This window comes from Streptomyces sp. SM1 (genome assembly GCF_002910825.1).
GTDB classification, from domain to species: domain Bacteria; phylum Actinomycetota; class Actinomycetes; order Streptomycetales; family Streptomycetaceae; genus Streptomyces; species Streptomyces okerensis.
The window spans coordinates 1-18,475 of the sequence record NZ_NEUB01001053.1; the positions used below are offsets into that span (position 1 = coordinate 1).

The 18,475-nt window shown below is 71.1% G+C and carries 17 protein-coding genes, 1 tRNA gene and 4 pseudogenes; 10 read left to right on the forward strand and 12 right to left on the reverse strand.

The features are described from left to right. The first annotated feature begins 78 nt into the window (after positions 1–78). Positions 79–1,056, forward strand: coding sequence for an ArsA-related P-loop ATPase (locus B9S61_RS39570; RefSeq protein ID WP_103546559.1), 978 nt, complete (start codon positions 79–81; stop codon positions 1,054–1,056). A 244-nt stretch (positions 1,057–1,300) separates the two neighbouring features. Then, on the forward strand, positions 1,301–2,710 hold the full coding sequence (locus tag B9S61_RS39580) for an ArsA family ATPase (protein ID WP_103546561.1): 1,410 nt from the start codon (positions 1,301–1,303) through the stop codon (positions 2,708–2,710). 196 nt (positions 2,711–2,906) lie between these two features. On the opposite strand, the gene wblA is transcribed toward B9S61_RS39580, so the two are convergent. After that, the gene (gene wblA, locus B9S61_RS39585; RefSeq protein ID WP_181007751.1) at positions 2,907–3,245 is read right to left on the reverse strand and encodes a transcriptional regulator WblA; all 339 of its coding nucleotides are present in this window, start codon (positions 3,243–3,245) and stop codon (positions 2,907–2,909) included. 429 nt (positions 3,246–3,674) lie between these two features. Here wblA and B9S61_RS39595 point away from each other — a divergent pair, with 429 nt between their 5' ends. Next, positions 3,675–5,954, forward strand: a complete 2,280-nt coding sequence (locus B9S61_RS39595) for a transglycosylase domain-containing protein (RefSeq protein ID WP_103546563.1) — start codon at positions 3,675–3,677, stop codon at positions 5,952–5,954. A gap of 146 nt (positions 5,955–6,100) precedes the next feature. On the opposite strand, the gene B9S61_RS39600 is transcribed toward B9S61_RS39595, so the two are convergent. After that, entirely contained in the window at positions 6,101–6,565 is a 465-nt protein-coding gene (locus B9S61_RS39600; protein ID WP_103546564.1) for a GatB/YqeY domain-containing protein, read from the reverse strand. Positions 6,566–6,668: 103 nt separating this feature from the next. Here B9S61_RS39600 and B9S61_RS39605 point away from each other — a divergent pair, with 103 nt between their 5' ends. From B9S61_RS39605 to B9S61_RS39615, 3 genes are all read left to right on the forward strand, one after another. Then, positions 6,669–7,610 (forward strand): metallophosphoesterase, encoded by a 942-nt coding sequence (locus B9S61_RS39605; protein WP_103546565.1) that lies wholly within the window; start codon positions 6,669–6,671, stop codon positions 7,608–7,610. 55 nt (positions 7,611–7,665) lie between these two features. Further along, positions 7,666–8,436 (forward strand): Pr6Pr family membrane protein, encoded by a 771-nt coding sequence (locus tag B9S61_RS39610; protein WP_103546566.1) that lies wholly within the window; start codon positions 7,666–7,668, stop codon positions 8,434–8,436. Positions 8,437–8,484: 48 nt separating this feature from the next. Then, a tRNA-Pro gene (locus tag B9S61_RS39615) sits at positions 8,485–8,558 on the forward strand. Positions 8,559–8,656: 98 nt separating this feature from the next. On the opposite strand, the gene B9S61_RS39620 is transcribed toward B9S61_RS39615, so the two are convergent. Beyond that, positions 8,657–9,085 carry a hypothetical protein gene (locus tag B9S61_RS39620; RefSeq protein WP_103546567.1) on the reverse strand — a complete coding sequence of 143 codons (429 nt, stop codon included), beginning with the start codon at positions 9,083–9,085 and terminating at the stop codon, positions 8,657–8,659. A 180-nt stretch (positions 9,086–9,265) separates the two neighbouring features. Here B9S61_RS39620 and B9S61_RS43645 point away from each other — a divergent pair. Then, a pseudogene (locus B9S61_RS43645) lies at positions 9,266–9,427 on the forward strand (MerR family transcriptional regulator); the annotation flags it as partial. 400 nt (positions 9,428–9,827) lie between these two features. Next, positions 9,828–10,097 carry a hypothetical protein gene (locus B9S61_RS41885; RefSeq protein ID WP_219820015.1) on the forward strand — a complete coding sequence of 90 codons (270 nt, stop codon included), beginning with the start codon at positions 9,828–9,830 and terminating at the stop codon, positions 10,095–10,097. A 59-nt stretch (positions 10,098–10,156) separates the two neighbouring features. On the opposite strand, the gene B9S61_RS39630 is transcribed toward B9S61_RS41885, so the two are convergent. From B9S61_RS39630 to B9S61_RS39635, 3 genes and pseudogenes are all read right to left on the reverse strand, one after another. Then, complete coding sequence (locus B9S61_RS39630; protein ID WP_103546568.1) at positions 10,157–10,702, reverse strand: sigma-70 family RNA polymerase sigma factor; 546 nt, start codon at positions 10,700–10,702, stop codon at positions 10,157–10,159. Between the two features lie 620 nt (positions 10,703–11,322). Beyond that, positions 11,323–11,430 (reverse strand): annotated as a pseudogene (locus B9S61_RS43170) (hypothetical protein); the annotation flags it as partial. A gap of 55 nt (positions 11,431–11,485) precedes the next feature. Beyond that, positions 11,486–12,397: a winged helix-turn-helix domain-containing protein gene (locus tag B9S61_RS39635; protein WP_258040130.1), complete on the reverse strand. Its 912-nt coding sequence runs from the start codon at positions 12,395–12,397 to the stop codon at positions 11,486–11,488. A 386-nt stretch (positions 12,398–12,783) separates the two neighbouring features. On the opposite strand from B9S61_RS39635, the gene B9S61_RS39640 reads away from it, so the two are divergent. Beyond that, positions 12,784–13,272, forward strand: a complete 489-nt coding sequence (locus B9S61_RS39640; RefSeq protein ID WP_374936280.1) for a cation:proton antiporter regulatory subunit — start codon at positions 12,784–12,786, stop codon at positions 13,270–13,272. Between the two features lie 182 nt (positions 13,273–13,454). On the opposite strand, the gene B9S61_RS39645 is transcribed toward B9S61_RS39640, so the two are convergent. The 6 genes and pseudogenes from B9S61_RS39645 to B9S61_RS39670 all read right to left on the reverse strand — a co-directional run. Further along, positions 13,455–14,966, reverse strand: a complete 1,512-nt coding sequence (locus B9S61_RS39645; RefSeq protein ID WP_103546569.1) for a potassium/proton antiporter — start codon at positions 14,964–14,966, stop codon at positions 13,455–13,457. A gap of 66 nt (positions 14,967–15,032) precedes the next feature. After that, a complete protein-coding gene (locus tag B9S61_RS39650; RefSeq protein WP_103546570.1) occupies positions 15,033–15,326 on the reverse strand; it encodes a DUF3040 domain-containing protein in 294 nt (97 codons plus the stop codon). A 22-nt stretch (positions 15,327–15,348) separates the two neighbouring features. Further along, complete coding sequence (locus B9S61_RS43650; RefSeq protein ID WP_374936282.1) at positions 15,349–15,855, reverse strand: hypothetical protein; 507 nt, start codon at positions 15,853–15,855, stop codon at positions 15,349–15,351. 98 nt (positions 15,856–15,953) lie between these two features. Further along, positions 15,954–16,163: pseudogene (locus tag B9S61_RS43655) on the reverse strand (SLC13 family permease); the annotation flags it as partial. A gap of 575 nt (positions 16,164–16,738) precedes the next feature. After that, positions 16,739–17,137, reverse strand: a complete 399-nt coding sequence (locus B9S61_RS39665) for a VOC family protein (protein WP_103546572.1) — start codon at positions 17,135–17,137, stop codon at positions 16,739–16,741. 58 nt (positions 17,138–17,195) lie between these two features. After that, a pseudogene (locus B9S61_RS39670) lies at positions 17,196–17,468 on the reverse strand (PH domain-containing protein); the annotation flags it as partial. Between the two features lie 261 nt (positions 17,469–17,729). Between B9S61_RS39670 and B9S61_RS39675 the strand changes: the two are divergent. Beyond that, the coding region (locus B9S61_RS39675) for a transposase (protein ID WP_146065055.1) at positions 17,730–18,475 on the forward strand (746 nt) is incomplete at its 3' end.

Below are 18,475 nucleotides of genomic sequence, written 5' to 3' on the forward strand. Positions count from 1 at the left end.
CCCACCGCGCGGGGCGCGACTTCCGGCAACTGCCACCCGGAGCCGCCGGGGCGAGCGGCGAGCATTTAGGCTCGAAGGGTGAGCAGGCTCCAGGTCGTCAGTGGCAAGGGCGGAACCGGCAAGACCACGGTGGCCGCCGCCCTCGCGTTGGCCCTGGCCACGGAGGGGAAGCGGACGCTCCTCGTCGAGGTCGAGGGCCGACAGGGCATCGCGCAGGTCTTCGAGACGGAGGCGCTGCCGTACGAGGAGCGGAAGATCGCCGTCGCTCCGGGCGGCGGGGAGGTGTACGCACTCGCCATCGACGCCGAACTGGCCCTTCTGGACTACCTCCAGATGTTCTACAAACTGGGCGGCGCGGGCCGGGCCCTGAGAAAACTCGGCGCGATCGACTTCGCGACCACCATCGCCCCGGGGGTACGGGACGTCCTGCTGACCGGCAAGGCGTGCGAGGCGGTCCGGCGCAAGGACAAGAGCGGCCGGTTCGTCTACGACTACGTCGTGATGGACGCGCCGCCGACCGGCCGCATCACCCGTTTCCTCAACGTCAACGACGAGGTCGCCGGGCTGGCCAAGATCGGGCCGATACACAATCAGGCGCAGGCGGTCATGCGGGTGCTGAAATCGCCGGAGACGGCCGTGCACCTCGTGACGCTGCTGGAGGAGATGCCGGTCCAGGAGACGGCGGACGGCATCGCGGAACTGCGCGCGGCGGGCCTGCCGGTGGGGCGCGTCATCGTGAACATGGTGCGGCCGCAGGTACTGGACGCGGCGGCGCTGGAACTCGTGGCGGCGGTCCCTCGTTCCTCTGTCGCGCGGGCACTGTCGTCCGCCGGCCTCGGCGGCGCGCGGCGTGGCGGACATGCCGAGCGGCTGGTGGATCCGTTGCTCGCGCAGGCGGAGGAGTACGCCGAGCGGTACGCGCTGGAGACGGAGCAGCGCGCCGTGCTGGCGGACCTCGACGTGCCGTTGCACGAACTTCCGCTGCTCGCGGAGGGCATGGATCTGGCCGGCCTCTACGCGTTGGCGAGGAAGCTGCGCGGACAGGACGTCTCATGACCGGCCGCCTCGACACGTCCCGGCCACGCCCCTGCCTCCGTCACCGCCGTACCAGCCCGACCGCCGCCCGTCGTACCAGCCCGACCGCCGCCCGCCGTACCAGCCCGACCGCCGCCCGTACCGGCACCCCTCCCGCCCGTACCGGCACCGTCCCCGCCCGCACCTCCGCCCCTACGAGCACCAGCCCCGCCCCTACCCGCACCACCCCCGTCACGAGTCGGAAGCACCGGAAGCAGGGGAAGTCATGAGCCGTCGTCCGGAACCGGCGCAGACCCACGACCCGGCCCGTCGCCACCTCTCCCCCACGCGCACGCTCGCCATCGACCCGCTGCTCGACGACCCGGGCACCCGGATCGTGGTGTGCTGCGGCTCGGGCGGGGTCGGCAAGACGACCACCGCGGCCGCGCTGGGTCTGCGCGCGGCCGAGCGGGGACGCAAGGTGGTGGTCCTCACCATCGACCCGGCCCGCCGGCTCGCCCAGTCCATGGGGATCGACTCGCTCGACAACACCCCGCGCCGGGTGAAGGGCATCGACGACTCCGCGGGCGGCGAACTGCACGCGATGATGCTCGACATGAAGCGCACCTTCGACGAGATCGTCGAGGCGCACGCGGACCCCGAGCGGGCCTCCGCGATCCTGGGCAACCCCTTCTACCAGTCGCTCTCGGCGGGCTTCGCGGGCACGCAGGAGTACATGGCGATGGAGAAGCTGGGCCAGCTGCGGTCCCGGGACGAGTGGGACCTCATCGTGGTCGACACCCCGCCCTCCCGGTCTGCGCTGGACTTCCTGGACGCGCCCAAGCGGCTCGGGTCCTTCCTCGACGGCAAGCTCATCCGCGTACTGCTGGCCCCGGCGAGGGCCGGCGGCCGCGCGGGGATGAAGTTCCTGAACGTCGGGATGTCGATGATGACCGGCGCGCTGGGCAAGGTGCTCGGCGGTCAGCTGCTGAAGGACGTACAGACGTTCGTGGCCGCGATGGACTCGATGTTCGGGGGTTTCCGTACGCGCGCGGACGCCACGTACAAGCTGCTCCAGGCACCCGGGACGGCTTTCCTGGTCGTGGCGGCCCCGGAGCGGGACGCGCTGCGCGAGGCCGCGTACTTCGTGGAGCGGCTGGCCGCGGAGGACATGCCGCTCGCCGGTCTGGTGCTCAACCGGGTCCACGGCAGCGGCGCGGACCGGCTGTCGGCGGAGCGGGCGCTGTCGGCCGCGGAAAATCTTGAGGACTCCCGCATTGTGGATCAGGAGGGCGGGAAAGCTGGACTTCGTAACTCTCCCGACACGTACGGCAGTTCAGAATCTCCCGCTTCATCCGCGACGAACGGCGCTCCGGCTCGGCAGACCGGATCACCGGCCGAGGACGTCCCCGGGGAAGGCTCCCCCGCCACCGTGGACGACACCGAGGCGGCCGTGGACCCGGAGCGGTCCGCCGAAGGGCTCACCGCGGGCCTGCTGAGGCTGCACGCCGAGCGGATGCGGCTGCTCTCGCGCGAGCAGCGCACACGCGACCGCTTCACCGCGCTCCACCCCGAGGTGGCGGTGACCGAGGTGGCCGCGCTGCCCGGTGATGTGCACGACCTCACAGGGCTGCGGGACATCGGTGACCGGCTCGCGGCCGACCGGCCGGAGCTGCCCGAGACCGAAGCGCCCTGAGGCGTCGGACGCACCCCTCACAGGGCTCGCGCGCGCCCGTTGCCGACGTGCGCGCGACCCTCGGCCGGCCCTCACCGGGGCGAGCGCTTCCCTCGCGGGAACCAGGCGCGCGCCCCTCCGGGATCCAGCGCGCCTCGCACGGTGAACCAGCGCGCCTCGCACGGGGACCGGGCGGACGAAGGCCCCCCGAGGGCCCTCAGCCCACCGCGGCGTAGTTCTCGTACACCTCGTCGTCGTCGAGGGGCACGACACCCGTCCCCCGCTCGTACTCCGAGCGCGCGGTCTCCAGCAGCCTGCGCCATGAGGTCACGGTCGGCCGCCGGCGCAGCAGCGCGCGGCGCTCACGTTCCGTCATGCCTCCCCATACGCCGAACTCGACGCGGTTGTCCAGCGCGTCGGCCAGGCATTCGGTACGCACCGGACATCCGGTGCACACCGCCTTGGCCCTGTTCTGCGCTGCTCCTTGAACAAACAGTTCATCCGGATCGGTAGTGCGGCAGGCGGCCTGCGCACTCCAGTCGGTAACCCAGCCCATACCGGCGCCGTCCTCTCCCGAATCGAGGCTCCCCCACGGCGGCAGCGGCATATTCACCGCCGCCAGTTGAGGACGTTACGGAAGGCGGGCACAGCGCAACACCCCCAGCGGGCCCAATCTTGAATGGTCCGAACGGACTATGGGTAAGCGGCAGATCACCCGGGGGAGTGAGGGGGCGACATGCGGGGCAAAGGGGGCATTCGGGGTCAATTCAGTTGCGTCACAGCGGACACCACGTGACACACGAGGTGGATCCGGACACGAGCTCAACACCCTTCGACGGAACTCATATGAAGAAAGTCGAAGAGATCCGGAACGATTCGGGGTCGCCGGACGTATTGATACGTGGCCTCACTGCTGTGACAGTTAAGTGCAGCTTAGGCCAAGGCATATACGCTTGTCCGGCGAATGAGAACGTAGGCTGCTCCCATGCCAAAGAAGCGCTCGGGCGGTGGTCTGTCTCCCACGCAGCAGGCCGCCAAGTTCCTCGGTGTCAGTGTCCTCGCGGGGGCCGTCATGGCCGGCATCGCGCTGCCCGCCGTGGGCGCGCTCGGCCTGGCGGCCAAGGGATCGGTGGAGAGCTTCGACGAGCTCCCGGCCAATCTCAAGACGCCGCCGCTGAGCCAGCGCACCACCATCCTCGATGCCGACGGCGGACAGATCGCCACCGTCTACTCGCGTGACCGCACGGTGGTTGAGCTCAAGGACATCTCGCCGTACCTGCAGAAGGCGATCGTCGCGATCGAGGACTCGCGCTTCTACCAGCACGGCGCGGTCGACCTGAAGGGCGTCCTGCGCGCGCTCAACAGCAACGCGCGCAGGGGAGAGGTCTCCGAGGGAGCGTCCACGCTCACCCAGCAGTACGTGAAGAACGTGTTCGTCGAGGAGGCGGGCGACGACCCGACGAAGGTCGCGCAGGCCACCCAGCAGACCATCGGCCGCAAGATCCGCGAACTGAAGTACGCGATCCAGGTCGAGGAGGAGCTGGGCAAGAAGAAGATCCTCGAGAACTACCTGAACATCACCTTCTTCGGCCAGCAGGCCTACGGGGTCGAGGCCGCCGCCCGGCGCTACTTCTCCAAGCACGCCAAGGATCTCAACCTCCAGGAGTCGGCCCTCCTCGCCGGGCTCGTCCAGTCGCCGAGCCGTTATGACCCGGTCAACGACGAGACGGAGGCGAAGAAGCGGCGCAATGTCGTCCTGCAGCGGATGGCCGAGGTCGGCGACGTCTCCCGCGAGGAGGCCGACAAGGCGGCGAGGAGCCCGCTGGGCCTGGACGTCAGCAAGCCGAAGAGCGGCTGCATCACGGCGTCCAAGGGCGCGGGCTTCTTCTGCAAGTACGTGAAGGAGGTCTTCCTCGGCGACCCGGTCTTCGGCAAGACCCGGGAGGACCGGGCGAAGATCTGGAACCAGGGCGGCCTGACGATTCGTACGACGCTCGACCCGCAGGCGCAGAAGTCGGTACAGCAGTCGCTCAAGGACCACGTCTACCAGTCCGACAAGGTCGCCGCGGCGAGCACGCTGGTCGAGCCCGGCACCGGCAGGATCGTCGCGATGGGCCAGTCGAAGCCGTACGGCTACGGCAAGAACGAGACAGAGATCAACTTCTCGGTCGACCACGCCTGGGGCGGCTCGAACTTCGGCTTCCCGACGGGCTCGACGTTCAAGCCGTTCGTGGCGGCCGCGGCCATCGAGGAGGGCAGGCCGCCGACCCAGAGCTACTCGGCACCGTACGAGATGCCGTACCCGGCGACCGTACGCGGGTGCGACAAGCCCTGGGTGAACGACGGCGACTACAAACTCGAGAACGAGAACGAGTCCGAGGTGGGCCCGTACGCGCTCAAGGACGCGATGGCCAAGTCGGTCAACACCTACTTCGTGCAGATGATCGAGGACATCGGCATGTGCCCGGTGGTGACCCTCCTCGACAAGCTCGACGTGGTCCAGGGCAACGGGGAGAAGGTCCCCGAGGTCCCCTCCTCGATGACCCTCGGTTCCACCGGTCTCTCGCCCCTGACGATGGCGAGCGCGTACGCCGCCTTCGCCTCGCGCGGCATGTACTGCACCCCGGTCGCCATCGAGTCGATCACCCAGAAGGTCGGTGACGACCGGGAGTCGCTCGAGGTGCCGAAGTCGACGTGCTCCCGCGCGATGAGCGAGAACACCGCGGACACGGTGAACACCTTGCTGCAGGGCGTGGTCGACTCCGGTACGGGCCAGGCGGCCGGCCTGAGCGACCGGGCCAACGCCGGCAAGACGGGTACGACGGACGAGCGCAAGAACGCCTGGTTCGTCGGGTACACGCCGAACATGTCGGGCGCCGTCTGGGTCGGCAGCGCCTCGCAGAAGGTCGAGATGAGGGACATCACGATCGGCGGCGTCCCCCACCCGCTCGTCTTCGGTGGCGCGGTCCCCGGCCCGATCTGGAAGGACGCCATGACCGGCGCCCTGTCGGGCAAGGAGTCCCCGCCCTTCAACCTCGTGAACATCCCGGACGTCAAGGACCGTGACAAGGACCGCGACGAGGACCGGGACGACGGCAACAACGGTGACGGCGGTCTCATCGGCGGCCTGATCGGCGGGGGCGGCAACGGGGGCGGAAACGGCGGAGGCAACGGCGGCCCGGGAGGCGACGAGCCGGACCCGACCTTCTCCATCCCGGAGGGCTTCATCCAGGGCCCGGGGAACGGGCCCGGAGGACGCGACTGACCGGTCCGGCCCCAGCACCACGCCGAACGGCCCCTTCCCCCGTATGCCGGGGGAAGGGGCCGTTCGTTCACCGCAGTGCCCGGGGGCGCGGCCTCAGGCGTGACCGCGTTCGAGACACCCCTCAAACGCGTGCGGCGGGACCGGGCTCAGCCGGCCAGCAGCTTCTTCACCACGGCCGCCACCCGGCCGCCCTCCGCCTGCCCGGCCACCTTCGGGTTCACGATCTTCATCACGGCGCCCATGGCCCGGGGGCCTTCCGCACCCGCCGCCTTCGCCTCCTCCACCGCCTGGGCGACGATCGAGTTCAGCTCCTCGTCGGACAGCTGCTTGGGCAGGTACGCGGCCAGCACCTCGCCCTCCGCCTTCTCCCGCTCGGACTGCTCGGGGCGCCCACCCTGCGAGAAGGCCTCCGCGGCCTCGCGGCGCTTCTTCGCCTCGCGGGTGATCACCTTCTGCACCTCGTCGTCGGAGAGCTCGCGCTTCTCCCTGCCCGCGACCTCCTCCTTGGTGATCGCGGCGAGCGTCAGCCGGAGGGTGGAGGAACGGAGCTCGTCGCGCTCCTTGATCGCGGCGTTGAGGTCGCCGTGCAGCTTGGACTTGAGCGTGGTCATGACTTGATTGTCGCAGGTACGGGAAGGAGAACGCCTGCTGATTTAAGGCCCCCTGGCGCCAGGGGCGTTCGGCGGGACGTCCACGGTCTGACACGATGGACGCATGCGCGCGCGATACGGAATCCCCCTGGGAATCACGGCGGCCGGCGCTGCCGGGCTGCTGTACGCGGCGGGCTTCGAGGCCCGCTCCTTCCGCCTCCGACGGGTGACCGTCCCCGTCCTGCCCTCCGGGATGCGCCCTCTGCGCGTACTGCAGGTCTCCGACATCCACATGGTCGGCGGGCAGCGCAAGAAGCAGCGCTGGCTGCGCTCCCTCGCGGGCCTGCGCCCCGACTTCGTGATCAACACGGGCGACAACCTGTCCGACCCCGAGGCCGTCCCCGAGGTCCTCGACGCGCTGGGCCCCCTGATGGAGTTCCCGGGCGCGTACGTCTTCGGCTCCAACGACTACTACGGCCCCACACCGCGCAACCCCGGCCGCTACCTGATCGAGAAGCTCCACGGCCGCCACGGCCTGAACGGCAACCCGCCGGTGGTCGGCGCGGTCCACAACCCGTGGGAGGACCTGCGGGACGGATTCGACTCCGCGGGCTGGCTGAACCTGACGAACACCAGGGGCACCCTGAAGACCGAGGGCGCGTCGGTCGAGCTGACCGGCCTGGACGACCCGCACATCAAGCGCGACCGCTACCCGGAGGTGGCCGGCGGCCCCTCGGCCGCCGCGGACTTCTCCATGGGCGTCGTCCACGCCCCCTACCTGCGCGCCCTGGACTCCTTCAGCGCCGACGGCTACCCCCTGATCCTGGCCGGCCACACCCACGGCGGCCAGCTCTGCATCCCCTTCTACGGCGCCCTGGTCACCAACTGCGACCTCGACACGGACCGCGTGAAGGGCCTCTCCACGCACACGTCGGAGGGCCGCACGGCCTACCTGCACGTCTCGGCGGGCTGCGGCACCAGCCGCTACACCCCGGTCCGCTTCGCATGCCCCCCGGAGGCGACCCTGCTCACCCTCGTGGACCGCGACCAGGGCGGCCACCGGTAACCCGTCCGGCCCACCCGCGTCGCCGGACCTCACCCGTCCGCGCACGCTGGGACGCATGACCGCCCCGATACCCAGGGACATCCCGGACCTCCCCGCCCTCCCGCGTACGAGGCCCCGGCTGCTCCCCTCCGCCGTCCCCGCCAGAGCCGTCGTACCGCTGGTACGGCGTCCGGTGGCGGCGGCGTACCGCCTGACACTGGCGCTGGTGGCCACGGGCGCGGTGCTGGTCGAGATCCTTCTCGGCAGCCCGGCCCGGGTCCTCGGCTACTTCGCGATCCAGAGCGCGGTCGTGCTGGCCGTGGTCATGCTCGCCTCGGCCCGCCGTGCGTGGTTCGCCCGCCACCCCCTGCCGGGCGCCGTCGCCGGAGCGGCCCTCCTCTACATCGTCATGGCGGCCCTGGTCCACCATCTGCTCCTCGCGGACGCCACCCCCCGCTTCTCGATGACGACCACACCCGCAGGGCCTTCCTGGCTGGCCCCCCTCGCCGCCGACACCCTGCACACGGTGCTCCCCGTCGCCGCGCTGCTGGACTGGCTGCTCCTCTCCCCACCGGCCCGCATGCACCTCCGCCGGGCCGCGACCTGGCTCCTCTACCCCCTGGCCTACCTGGCCTTCACCCTCGTCCGGGGCGAACTCCTCCCCGGCTCCCCGTCCCGCTACCTCTACCCCTTCCTCGACGTAGCCCGCCACGGCTACCGGAGCGTCCTCGCGAACGCCCTCCTCGTCGGCCTCTCCTTCTACGCCCTGGCCGTCCTCCTCGTGGCCCTGGACCACGCCCGCCCGAACCCGGTCCGCCGCCACTCGAAAACCGGATTTCGTCTCTAGGCACCGGTGGGCTAAAGTAAACGTCGTCGCCGCGACAGCAGCGACAATCGGGGTGTAGCGCAGCTTGGCAGCGCGCTTCGTTCGGGACGAAGAGGTCGTGGGTTCAAATCCCGCCACCCCGACAGAGAAGTACCAGGTGAGGCACCTACTCAATGGAGTAGGTGCCTCACCTGTTCTGTCTGGGTGACCAGCGGTTCCGCGTGGCTGGGACCGTTGGGGATCAGCGCCGAAGAGGTTCTTCATGGCCGCGGGGACGGTCGGGGCTTTCTCGGGTTGCGGCGGCGATCACGGTGGAGGCGACGGTGGTCGCGATGAGGCTTCCCACCAGGACCATTCCCACGCCGACCACGAAGAGGCCGCTGGCGTCGTCCGACCAGTCGTAGGAGGCGGCGACGGTCAGGCCGGCGGTGGTCCCGATCACAGCGTCTGCGATGTGGCGCCGGGATGCCGCCCAGTACACCGGCGCCAACAGAGTCAGCACCAGTCCGATCACCTGCCACGCCTCGTAGGGGCCGGTCTCGGAACCATCGGGTTGCACGTCGTGACGCTGGTCCCAGCCCAGCCAGGCGGCCCACGCCCCCAGAGTCACCAGCGTCAGTGCGGGGAGCACCAGCAGGCGGTTGCCCGGCTTCAGCAGTCGTCTTCGCATGCCTCGAGGATTCCGGTTCACCGCGCGGGCGACCAGAGCACGTGGTAGTCAGTCACATCCGAGTACCTGTGCGAGGAGTGCTGGACGAGGCTCGGCGGCCTCTGGTCGGTTCGAGGGGCGGCGGAGAGGCGGCCCCCGTGGGCTTGCGTCTCAAGTGGGTCGAGGTAGGAGCGTGGTGGCATGAGCGATGAGGAGCTGTACTCCATCGGGGACGCCGCGCGCCGCAGTGGGCTGAGTGTGAGTGCCGTCCGCTTCTCTGGCGACCGTGGGATCGTCGAGCCCACGGGGGTGAACGCGGCGGGGCACCGGATGTACGACATCGATGCCGTCGCCCGCCTGGAACTCGTGCGGACACTCCGTGAGTTGGGTGCCGATCTGGACGAGATCCGTCGGCTGCTCGACGGCCGTACGACCCTGCGCGAACTGCTCGCCACGCACCTGCGCGTCGTCGAGCGTCAGGAGCGCACCCTGCGGGCCAGGCGCGCGGTCCTCAGGACCCTGATCAGGCAGGGGGACGCGACGGCCCGGGCCGGCCTGATGCACAAGCTCGTCTCGATGACCGACGAGGAGCGTGCAGAGGTCGTCGACTCGTTCTGGAACGACGTCGGGGAAGGGCTGGAGGTGCCCGAAGGCTTCGTCCAGCGGTTGTCGGCGGCGCGTCCGGTGCTTCCCGCCGATCCCTCGGCCGCGCAGCTCGAGGCCTGGATCGAGCTGGCCGACCTGGTGCGGGACCCGGTGTTCCGTGACGCGGTCCGCACGTGGCTGGACCGGCAGACCTCTCACCGCGGACGTCCGCGACCGGATGGCCGATGGGTACCGGCAGGTGCCCGAGATCCTTCGGCAGATCGCCGAGGAGGACGCCGTTTCGGAGAGCCCCGTCTACGACGACACCCACGGCCGGTATCTGTCCCTGGTGTCGCTGATCAACGGGACCGCGGCCGCCGAGGGGGACGCCGGATCCCTTCCTTACGGCTGGATCGCCGACGCGATGCGGGCGCCGGTGCCCCGCTGACCGACCGGCCGTGCGCGGCGGGGAAGGGGCGGCCCGCGGCGTGCGGGCGGTCCGGCCGGTCAGTTCACGCCCCGTTCCTCCAGGGCTGCTCTCAGGCTGCGCAGGGCGTAGTAGACGCGGGACTTCACCGTGCCCTGGGGGACGCCCAGGGTTCTGGCGGCCTGCTGGGTGGTGCGGTCGGCTATGTAGGTGGCGTGCAGGGCTTCGCGGTGTGCGGGGGTGAGGGCCCGGAGGGCGTCCCTGAGCACCATGGAGGACAGCATGCGTTCGATGTCGTCCGCCTCGCCGCCGAGTTCGGCGAGCCATCCGGCGCCGCCGATCTCCACCGGTCTGGCCGCGCGGGCGCGGTGCCCGTCGATGACCAGGTTGCGGGCGACGCGGAACATCCAGGGGCGTACCGCCATGCCCACGTCGTCGACCAGGTTCCGCTTGACCCAGCAGCGCAGCAGCGTCTCCTGGATGACGTCCTCCGTGCGGTGGGTGTCCCCGCCCAGCAGGCGCAGCACGTACACGTACAGCGCGGGGCCGTGCTCCACGTAGAGGTTGCGCAAGGCCCGTTCGTCGGGTGACGCGGCGCTCGCCGATCCGATGACCGTCACGTTCATGGTGTGCTCCAGCTCCTTGGGGGACCGGATCCGTCCTGTCGGACCTGGGGACCTTCGGACCTTGGGACCTTCGGAACTGTGGGCCTTTGCCTCTTCGTCCAGTCGGGTCTGGCTGTCGTGCCGGGCGGAGTCCGGTGCCTCCGGGGCACCGAGTGTCACTGGGAACGTTCCACATCCGATTGACGGCCGTTGTACGGCGCGTACATCGGGGGCCGGGCGCGGCGGCCGGGCTGGGCAGGGCACAACGGGCGGCGGCGCCGAGGGGTTCAATCCAGGGAGCGGGGCGACGTCCGGCACGGGCGGAATCCCCGTCGGCCCAAGAGGTGAACCGTCCTCACCTGTCGTGCGTTGTACGGGTGCCGGCCGCCCCGCGCGGGAACCGGCGCCCCGGTCGGAGGAGAGGAGTCAGTCGAGCCGGTCGAGTCGCTCACGGATCTTCTCGGCGTCCGCGTGGTCGCAGTCCGAGAAGATCGCCAGGGCCTCCATCCAGCTGCTGCGCGCCGCCTCGGGTTCGTCGGCACCCAACTGGGCGTCTCCGAGGTTGCCGAGGGTGTGGCCCTCACCCCATCGTTCCCGATGTCCCGGTGGGTCTTGAGTGCCTGGTGGTAGTACTCGGCCGCGTCGTCGTAGCGGTGGAGCCGGCGGTACACCGTGCCGAGGATGTCGAGGGCCACGCCTTCGAACCATCGGTTGTCGTGCATACGCAGAAGGGTCAGTGCCTGTTGCAGACATGCGACGGCCTCGTCGAACCGGCCGAGCCGCTGTACGCGTCGCCCAGATTGGTCAGCGCGATGCCCTCGCTGCGTTGCCGGTGGCCCGCGCGATGACCAGTCCCCGGCGGGTGTACTCGACGGCCTTGCGCAGGTGGCCGGAGAGCAGGTACGCGTCGCCCAGGTTGGCCACCGTGGAGGCCCGGCCCTCCGTGTGCCCGAGCTCCCTGAAGATCGTCATGGCCTGGCGCAGGGGGGTGATGGCCTCCTCCAGCCTGCCGGAGTCGCGCAGCGCCGCCGACCTGTCCGCGAGCCCCTGGGCCTCGCCCGTACGGTCCCCGGCGGCGCGGGCCGCGGCCAGCCCGGTGGTGGTGGTGGTGTCGAGCCAGTCGTGCGCATGGCTGCGGAGGTAGAAGAACCCCCACAGAACGGCGGGCAGCCGCCATGCGATGCCCGGCCGCCGTCCGGACCCCGCGGCCTGGTGCACGGCGCCGACCAGGTTGGCCCGCTCCCTCTCGCACCACTCCACGGCGTCCTCGCGCGTCGTGAACTCCAGCGGCCGGCAGCCGGCGGGCAGCGGTTCCGCGGCGGCGGACAGCTCGCCTTCGGTCTGCCGCTTCCTGGCCTCCGCGACCCGTCGCTCGAACACGGCGAGGTCCAGGGCGTCCTCCTGGATCCGGAGCAGGTAGCCGTCGCCGACCGAGACGAGCAGCCGGGGCGGCTCACCCTGGTTCCGTCCGGGTTCCAGGATCTTGCGCAGGCGCGACACATAGGTGCGCAGCACCGACACGGCGGCCGTCGGCGGCTCCTCGCCCCAGACGGCGCGGATGAGCTCACCGAGCGCGAGAGGGCGCCCGCGGCTCAGCAACAGCGCCGCGAGCACCACGCGTTGCTGCGGCGATCCGAGGTCCAGTTCCTGTTCGCCGCGCCATGCCCGGACCGGCCCCAGCACGGAGAAACGAACCGATGTTTCATAAGCAGGCACGTTTGGACTCTATTGACCGTCCCCTCCGCCGTAGCCGCTTTGGCGAAACATGCCATTCCATCATGTTCGCCGCTTTTGCGGCCATTGCCGTGATTGCCGCCGGAGTGCGACTCACGCGGTGAGGCTGGACCGTATCCCCGCCGTGGGTGCTGCGGCGCCGGTCACGGCGGGCGACGGCGCCGGCGGATCGCAGCTCGTCGGACCCACGGCACACGCCGTCCGCCGCCGTCCCGCTGGGTGTCCGCGGTGCGAACCGCCGGGGTGGCGTGCCGCGCGGAGAGCGGGAAAACCCGTGGCCCGGGGCGGATTACGAAGAGTCCCCGGAGTGCCGTATGGTGCCGTCGGTCATGGCCCGTAGGGACACTCACATTTGCAGGGGGACGGTCATGGGCGGCGCCGCGCGCATGGGGCACACACCGTTGCCGGGGATCGGTGTGCGGTACGACCTGACCACGCGGGAGGGGCGGCGGCTGTCGGTGATCGCCCATCTCGACGGGTCCCGGACGCTGAGCGAGGACCGCGCGGACGACCCGGACGCCACCGTGATGTCCCTGCGGATGACCGCCGAGGAGGCGGGGGCCGTCATCGACGCCGTGATGCCCGCCCACCACAGCCCGAACCTGCTGGCGACGGCCGAGCTGGGGCTGGTCGCCGAGCGGCTCGAACTGCCGGCGACGTCCCACTGGAACGGGCGGCTGCTGGGCGACACCCGGATGCGTACGGAGACCGGCGTGTCCATCGTCGCCGTACTGCGCCGGACGGAGGCCATCCCCTCCCCCGGGCCCGACTTCCGGCTGGCCGGCGGCGACACCCTGATCGTGATCGGCACGCATGAGGGTGTCGGGGTCGCCGCGGGTATTCTCGGCCGGCGTTGATGCCCCGGGCGACCCGGTCGTCGTAGTCCGCGGGGGCCGCGGCCGGCTCGCCGGTGCGGCAGGCACGATACGGCGGGTACGCGGTCGGCGCGGCATGCACGCCGCCACGACGGCCACGACGGCCACGACGGCCACGACGGCCACGACGGCCAACGAATCAGCTGTGCGTCGCGTTCGCCCGGTTATCCGTCGGAAACGCTCGGAGACCCGTGTTCACCGTGCCAGCGCGCCAGTTTGCCGCTGCGTCCGACGGCCCGCAGCCGGCGTTCCGCCGCCTCGCGGGTCAGCGGGGTCGTGATGAGTAGGAGCTCGTCGCCGGAGCGCAGCACGGTCTCCCGGTCGGGGACGAGGGTGACGCCGCCCCGGACGATCAGGGTGACGACGGTCGGGGGCGGCAGCCGCAGCTCGAAGACGGCGACGCCGTGCAGCCGGGACCCCTCCGGAATACCGACGGTGAGCAGGTCGGCGTCCAGGACGTCGAGGGGCGCGGTCTCCACCTGGATCTCCCGCAGCACACCCGTACGGACCAGTCCCAGGCGCCGGGCGACGGCGGGCAGGGTGGGGCCCTGGATAAGGGTGAACATGATCACGAGGACGAACACGATGTTGAGCACCTCGCCCGCACCGGCGACCCCCGCGACGATGGGGAACGTGGTCAGCACGATGGGCACCGCGCCGCGCAGCCCCGCCCAGGAGATGAACGTCTGCTCGCGCCAGGGGACAGGGAAGGGCAGCAGACAGAGCGTGACCGAGATCGGGCGGGCGACCAGCAGCAGCACCGATCCGATGACGAGGGCCGGGATGATCGCGGCGGGCAGTTCGCTGGGGTCGACCAGCAGGCCGAGCATGACGAACAGGCCGATCTGGGCCAGCCAGCCGACGCCTTCGGCGAAGGAACGGGTGGCGGCGCGGTGCGGCAGCTGGGCGTTGCCCAGCACCATGCCGGACAGGTAGGCGGCGATGATGCCGCTGGCGTTGACCGCTCCGGCGGCGGCGAAGGCGATGACGCCGAAACCGACCGTGGCCAGCGGGTACAGCCCGGTGGCGGGCAGGGCGATGTGCCGCAGCGCGGCGACGCCCAGGAAGCCGACCAGCACGCCCAGGGTGCCGCCCACCGCGAGCTGGTAGAGCAGGTTGAGCAGGAGCGGCCCGGGGCCGGGCAGATCGCCGGCGGCGGTGGAGAACACCATGACCAGGATGATCGTCGGGGCGTCGTTGAAGCCGGACTCCGCCTCCACCAGTCCGCGCAGTTTCTGGGGCATCGGCAGCGCGCGCAGGACGGCGAACACGGCGGCGGCGTCGGTGGAGGAGACGATCGCCGCGAGCAGCAGCGCCGGCTGCCAGTCCATGCCCAGCAGGAAGTGCGCGCCGGTGGCGGTCACCACGACCGAGAGGGCCACGCCCACGGTGGCGAGCACGCCGGCGGGGGCCAGCTGGCGCCGGACGTCGTCCCACCGGGTGCTCAGGCCGCCCTCGATGAGGATCAGGCCCAGCGCCGCGGTGCCCAGTGCCTGTGCCAGCTGGGCGTCGTCGAACTCCAGACCGAGCCCGTCCTCGCCGGCGACCACACCGACCGCCAGGAACAGCAGCAGGCTGGGCAGACCGACGCGGTGGGCGGTGCGGGCGGCGGCGATGCTGGCCAGCAGCACGGCGCCGCCGATCAGCAGTGCCACATACAGCTCGGACAGCGTCATCGCTCGGTTCCCGTGCCGTTCCCGGCCCCGCGGTCGGCGCAAGCGGAGGGTGTGCGGCAGCCGCGGTCAGTACTCGCCCGGCGGCCGGACACCGCGGATCCGCTCGCCGCGGTGCGGGTCGAACATCTCGCCGGCGACCCCGGCCAGGACCAGCCCGGCGGCGATGAGCAGCCCGTGGGCCAGGGCGATGCCGGTACCCAGCACGGCCAGCGCGACGAGGAGCAGCAGCCAGGTCCGGGTGTGCCGGTACTCGCGTGGCCGGCAGGGGCGGCCGTGCCCGAGGGCCTGGGCGAAGCGGGGATCCTCGCGGTGCAGCCGGGCCTCGATCTCGTGCAGCCGTTCGTCGTCCGGTCCGTCCATCGCCCTCTCCTCGACCGCCCGCTCACGGCAGGGACCGGTGGGGAGGCGTCGTCGGGCAGCGCTGGAGAGGCGTCGTCACGGAGCGCCGGGTAGGGGTCCTCGGGCAGCGCCGGGTAGGCGTCGTCGGGCAGCGCTGGGAAGGTGTCGTCGCGGTCGCCGGTGTGGTGCATCTGCTCTCCTTGCGCGTCCGGTGCCTCACGATCACACCAGGACGAAGTAGCGCAGCCACACATACGCGGCCGCGACAGTGACGGGTGACCGCGGTGACGATCAGTCCGTAGCGGCTGAACTGCCGGGACGAGATGTGGTGGCCCTCGCGCCCGGCGATGCCGATGACCACCACAGGGGCCGACGCGGCGATGATCGTGACGTTGCCCACGGGGCCCGCACCGGGCGCGAAGGCCCACCACGGCACGCCCGCCTCGCCGGCGCCCCCGGAGGAGGCCATGGCGGCCCGCATCGTCGCGCGGGCCATGACGAACGGTCCGGTGATGAACGCCGGTGCCTCCCGTCGCGCGTCCTCGACCACGGCACCGGGCCGGGACGGGACACCACGAGCAGCGGTCCGCCGCTGGCGGCCACCGCCGAGGGCGCCGGATGCCGCACGGCAGGCGGGACGAACGCGATCTTCGGCACGACGGTGACCGGCGTCGTGTGGAGGAGGAAGTCGCCGGCCGGCAGGTCCGCGCGGGGGCCGGTCACGATGGGGGGCGGGTCCCCGACGGGGGTCGCGGCTCCGTCGGCGTTGCGGGCCGTCACCTCGGCCACGAGGTACGGCACCGAGGGAACGCCGGGCCGTCGGCGGACCAGGATCGTCACCGGCGCGTTCGGCGGCACGGTGATGACGTGATCGGGTCACGCGGAGAGGAAGACGTCGGTGGCCCCGATGCGCGGCATGAGGACCGCACCGCCCGGTGCGGTAGCGACCCGGTACGCCCACTCCGAGGACCACCACCGCCATCCGTGCCGTGACGCTCACCGCGACCCGCTCGGCGCTGATCCCACCCTTCCGGCGGCCTCGGGCGTTCGTTCCCACGCGGCGGCCGAGCGGCACAGCAGCAGCATCAGCGGGGCCGGGACGGACCGTTCGTCGGTGAGGCCGGTTCGCTGCGTCGCCGCGTGCATCAGGTCGTGGGCTCCTCTCAGGGGTCGGCAGCCCGCGCGGTCCGTTCCGCGAGCGGTCCTCTGCGGCAGGACGGGAGCGGGGCAGTCCGTGAAGTGTGCTGATCACACCCTCACCCGCCAAGGACGCTCACACCATCGGGGCCGACACCCAAAAGGGGAGGGGCGGAACACCTACGGATATCGCAGGACGTGGATGTTGCCCCCCATGTCCCTATGTCCCTATGTCCCCACGCGGACCGGACCGCCGGGGTGTACGGCGTCCACCTACGGTGCCATGCTGGTTCCCGCTAGTTCACCGGCGCGCCGGCCGGAGTCACCCACTCGACGAGCTGGACGACGATGCCGCTGGGGTCGGTGACCTGGAAGAGCCGTTCGCCCCACGGTTCCTGGCGCAGCGGCATGGTGATGTCCGCCCCCTGCTCCCGCAGCCGCCGCTCCTCCTCCTCGATGCCGGTGACGGTGAAGGCCAGGATGATCCCGGCGGCGTGCTGGTCGCGTTGGCCGGCGGGCAGGATCTCGGTGCCGCGGCGCAGCAGGACGATGTCGACGGCCGAGCCGCCGCGGGTCAGTGACGCGAACCCTTCGGCGGCGGCGATCTCCTTGTATCCGAGGTGTGTGGTGAAGAACTGCTGCGAGGCGGTCACGTCATCGACGGTCAACGACACGGTGGAGACGGTGATCTGCACAGACTTCTCTTCTCTCTCGGGGCGGTCGGTCTCTCGGGGCGGTCGGGTCTCACAGGGCTCACGGGGCGGTCAGGTCTGACGGTTGGTCGGGGCGGGTTCTCCGCGCGGGCAGTTCGCGCAGGATGCGTGTCAGGTCGGCCGGGGCGGCGGCGAGGCGGACCGGCGTGCCGGCGTCGTCCAGTTCGGCCACGTGCCAGTCGCCCGGGATCACGCCCGGGTCGTCGCCGCGGGCACGGCGTACCCGCTGGAGGGTGAGACGGGACACCGGGACCGGCCGGGCCGCGAAACGGCCGGGGCCGGAGTGCGGGATCACCGCGGGCGGGCCGTCGCCCCGTTATGTTTTTCGCGGTCCTGCAAGAGGGCCGCTGGCCTCCGGGTCCGGCATGACTGTGTCCCCCTGTCGAACGGATGACCTGGGGGGTGGTGTCACCGGGCCCGGAAGGTGCCGTCGGAGACGCTGATCAGAGGTCCGGCCACCGCCCGGTCCGGCGCAACGCCGGGCAGTTCGCGGGCGGCAGGTCTGCATAACGTGGATGCGCGCGTACGACACCACTGCCGAGGCCGGCACCGTCAACACCCTGGGAAGGGCGCGATGTTCGACACCGAAGACGTGGGCGTGTTCCTCGGCCTGGACGTCGGCAAGAGCACCCATCACGGCCACGGGCTCACCCCGGCCGGGAAGAAGGTCTTCGACAAGCAGTTGCCCAACAGCGAGCCGAAGCTGCGGGCCGTCTTCGACAAGCTGGCCGCGAAGTTCGGCACCGTGCTGGTGATCGTGGACCAGCCCGCCTCAATCGGTGCCCTCCCGCTGACCGTGGCCCGGGATGCAGGCTGCCAGGTCGCCTACCTGCCCGGACTGGCCATGCGGCGGATCGCCGACCTCTACCCGGGCGAGGCCAAGACCGACGCCAAGGACGCCGCGGTGATCGCGGACGCGGCCCGCACCATGCCGCACACCCTGCGCACGCTGGAACTCACCGACGAGATCACCGCCGAGCTGACCGTGCTGGTCGGCTTCGACCAAGACCTTTCCGCGGAGGCCACCCGCACCTCCAACCGGATACGCGGACTGCTCACCCAGTTCCACCCCAGCCTCGAACGCGTCCTCGGACCGCGCCTGGACCACCCCGCCGTCACCTGGCTGCTGGAGCGCTACGGTTCCCCGGCCGCCCTGCGAAAGGCCGGCCGCCGACGGCTCGTCGAACTGATCCGGCCCAAGGCCCCGCGCATGGCCCAGCGGCTGATCGACGACGTCTTCGACGCGCTCGACGAGCAGACCGTCGTCGTGCCCGGCACCGGCACCCTCGACATCGTCATCCCCTCCCTGGCAGCCTCGCT

Bases quoted from the DNA above. Each gene is read 5' to 3' on its own strand.
- wblA (WP_181007751.1), bottom strand. From the start codon at position 3,245: ATGGGCTGGGTTACCGACTGGAGTGCGCAGGCCGCCTGCCGCACTACC.
- B9S61_RS39595 (WP_103546563.1), top strand. From the start codon at position 3,675: ATGCCAAAGAAGCGCTCGGGCGGTGGTCTGTCTCCCACGCAGCAGGCC.
- B9S61_RS39600 (WP_103546564.1), bottom strand. From the start codon at position 6,565: ATGACCACGCTCAAGTCCAAGCTGCACGGCGACCTCAACGCCGCGATC.
- B9S61_RS39640 (WP_374936280.1), top strand. From the start codon at position 12,784: ATGGGCGGCGCCGCGCGCATGGGGCACACACCGTTGCCGGGGATCGGT.
- B9S61_RS39630 (WP_103546568.1), bottom strand. From the start codon at position 10,702: ATGAACGTGACGGTCATCGGATCGGCGAGCGCCGCGTCACCCGACGAA.
- B9S61_RS39580 (WP_103546561.1), top strand. From the start codon at position 1,301: ATGAGCCGTCGTCCGGAACCGGCGCAGACCCACGACCCGGCCCGTCGC.
- B9S61_RS39610 (WP_103546566.1), top strand. From the start codon at position 7,666: ATGACCGCCCCGATACCCAGGGACATCCCGGACCTCCCCGCCCTCCCG.
- B9S61_RS39645 (WP_103546569.1), bottom strand. From the start codon at position 14,966: ATGACGCTGTCCGAGCTGTATGTGGCACTGCTGATCGGCGGCGCCGTG.
- B9S61_RS39620 (WP_103546567.1), bottom strand. From the start codon at position 9,085: ATGCGAAGACGACTGCTGAAGCCGGGCAACCGCCTGCTGGTGCTCCCC.
- B9S61_RS39605 (WP_103546565.1), top strand. From the start codon at position 6,669: ATGCGCGCGCGATACGGAATCCCCCTGGGAATCACGGCGGCCGGCGCT.
- B9S61_RS39650 (WP_103546570.1), bottom strand. From the start codon at position 15,326: ATGGACGGACCGGACGACGAACGGCTGCACGAGATCGAGGCCCGGCTG.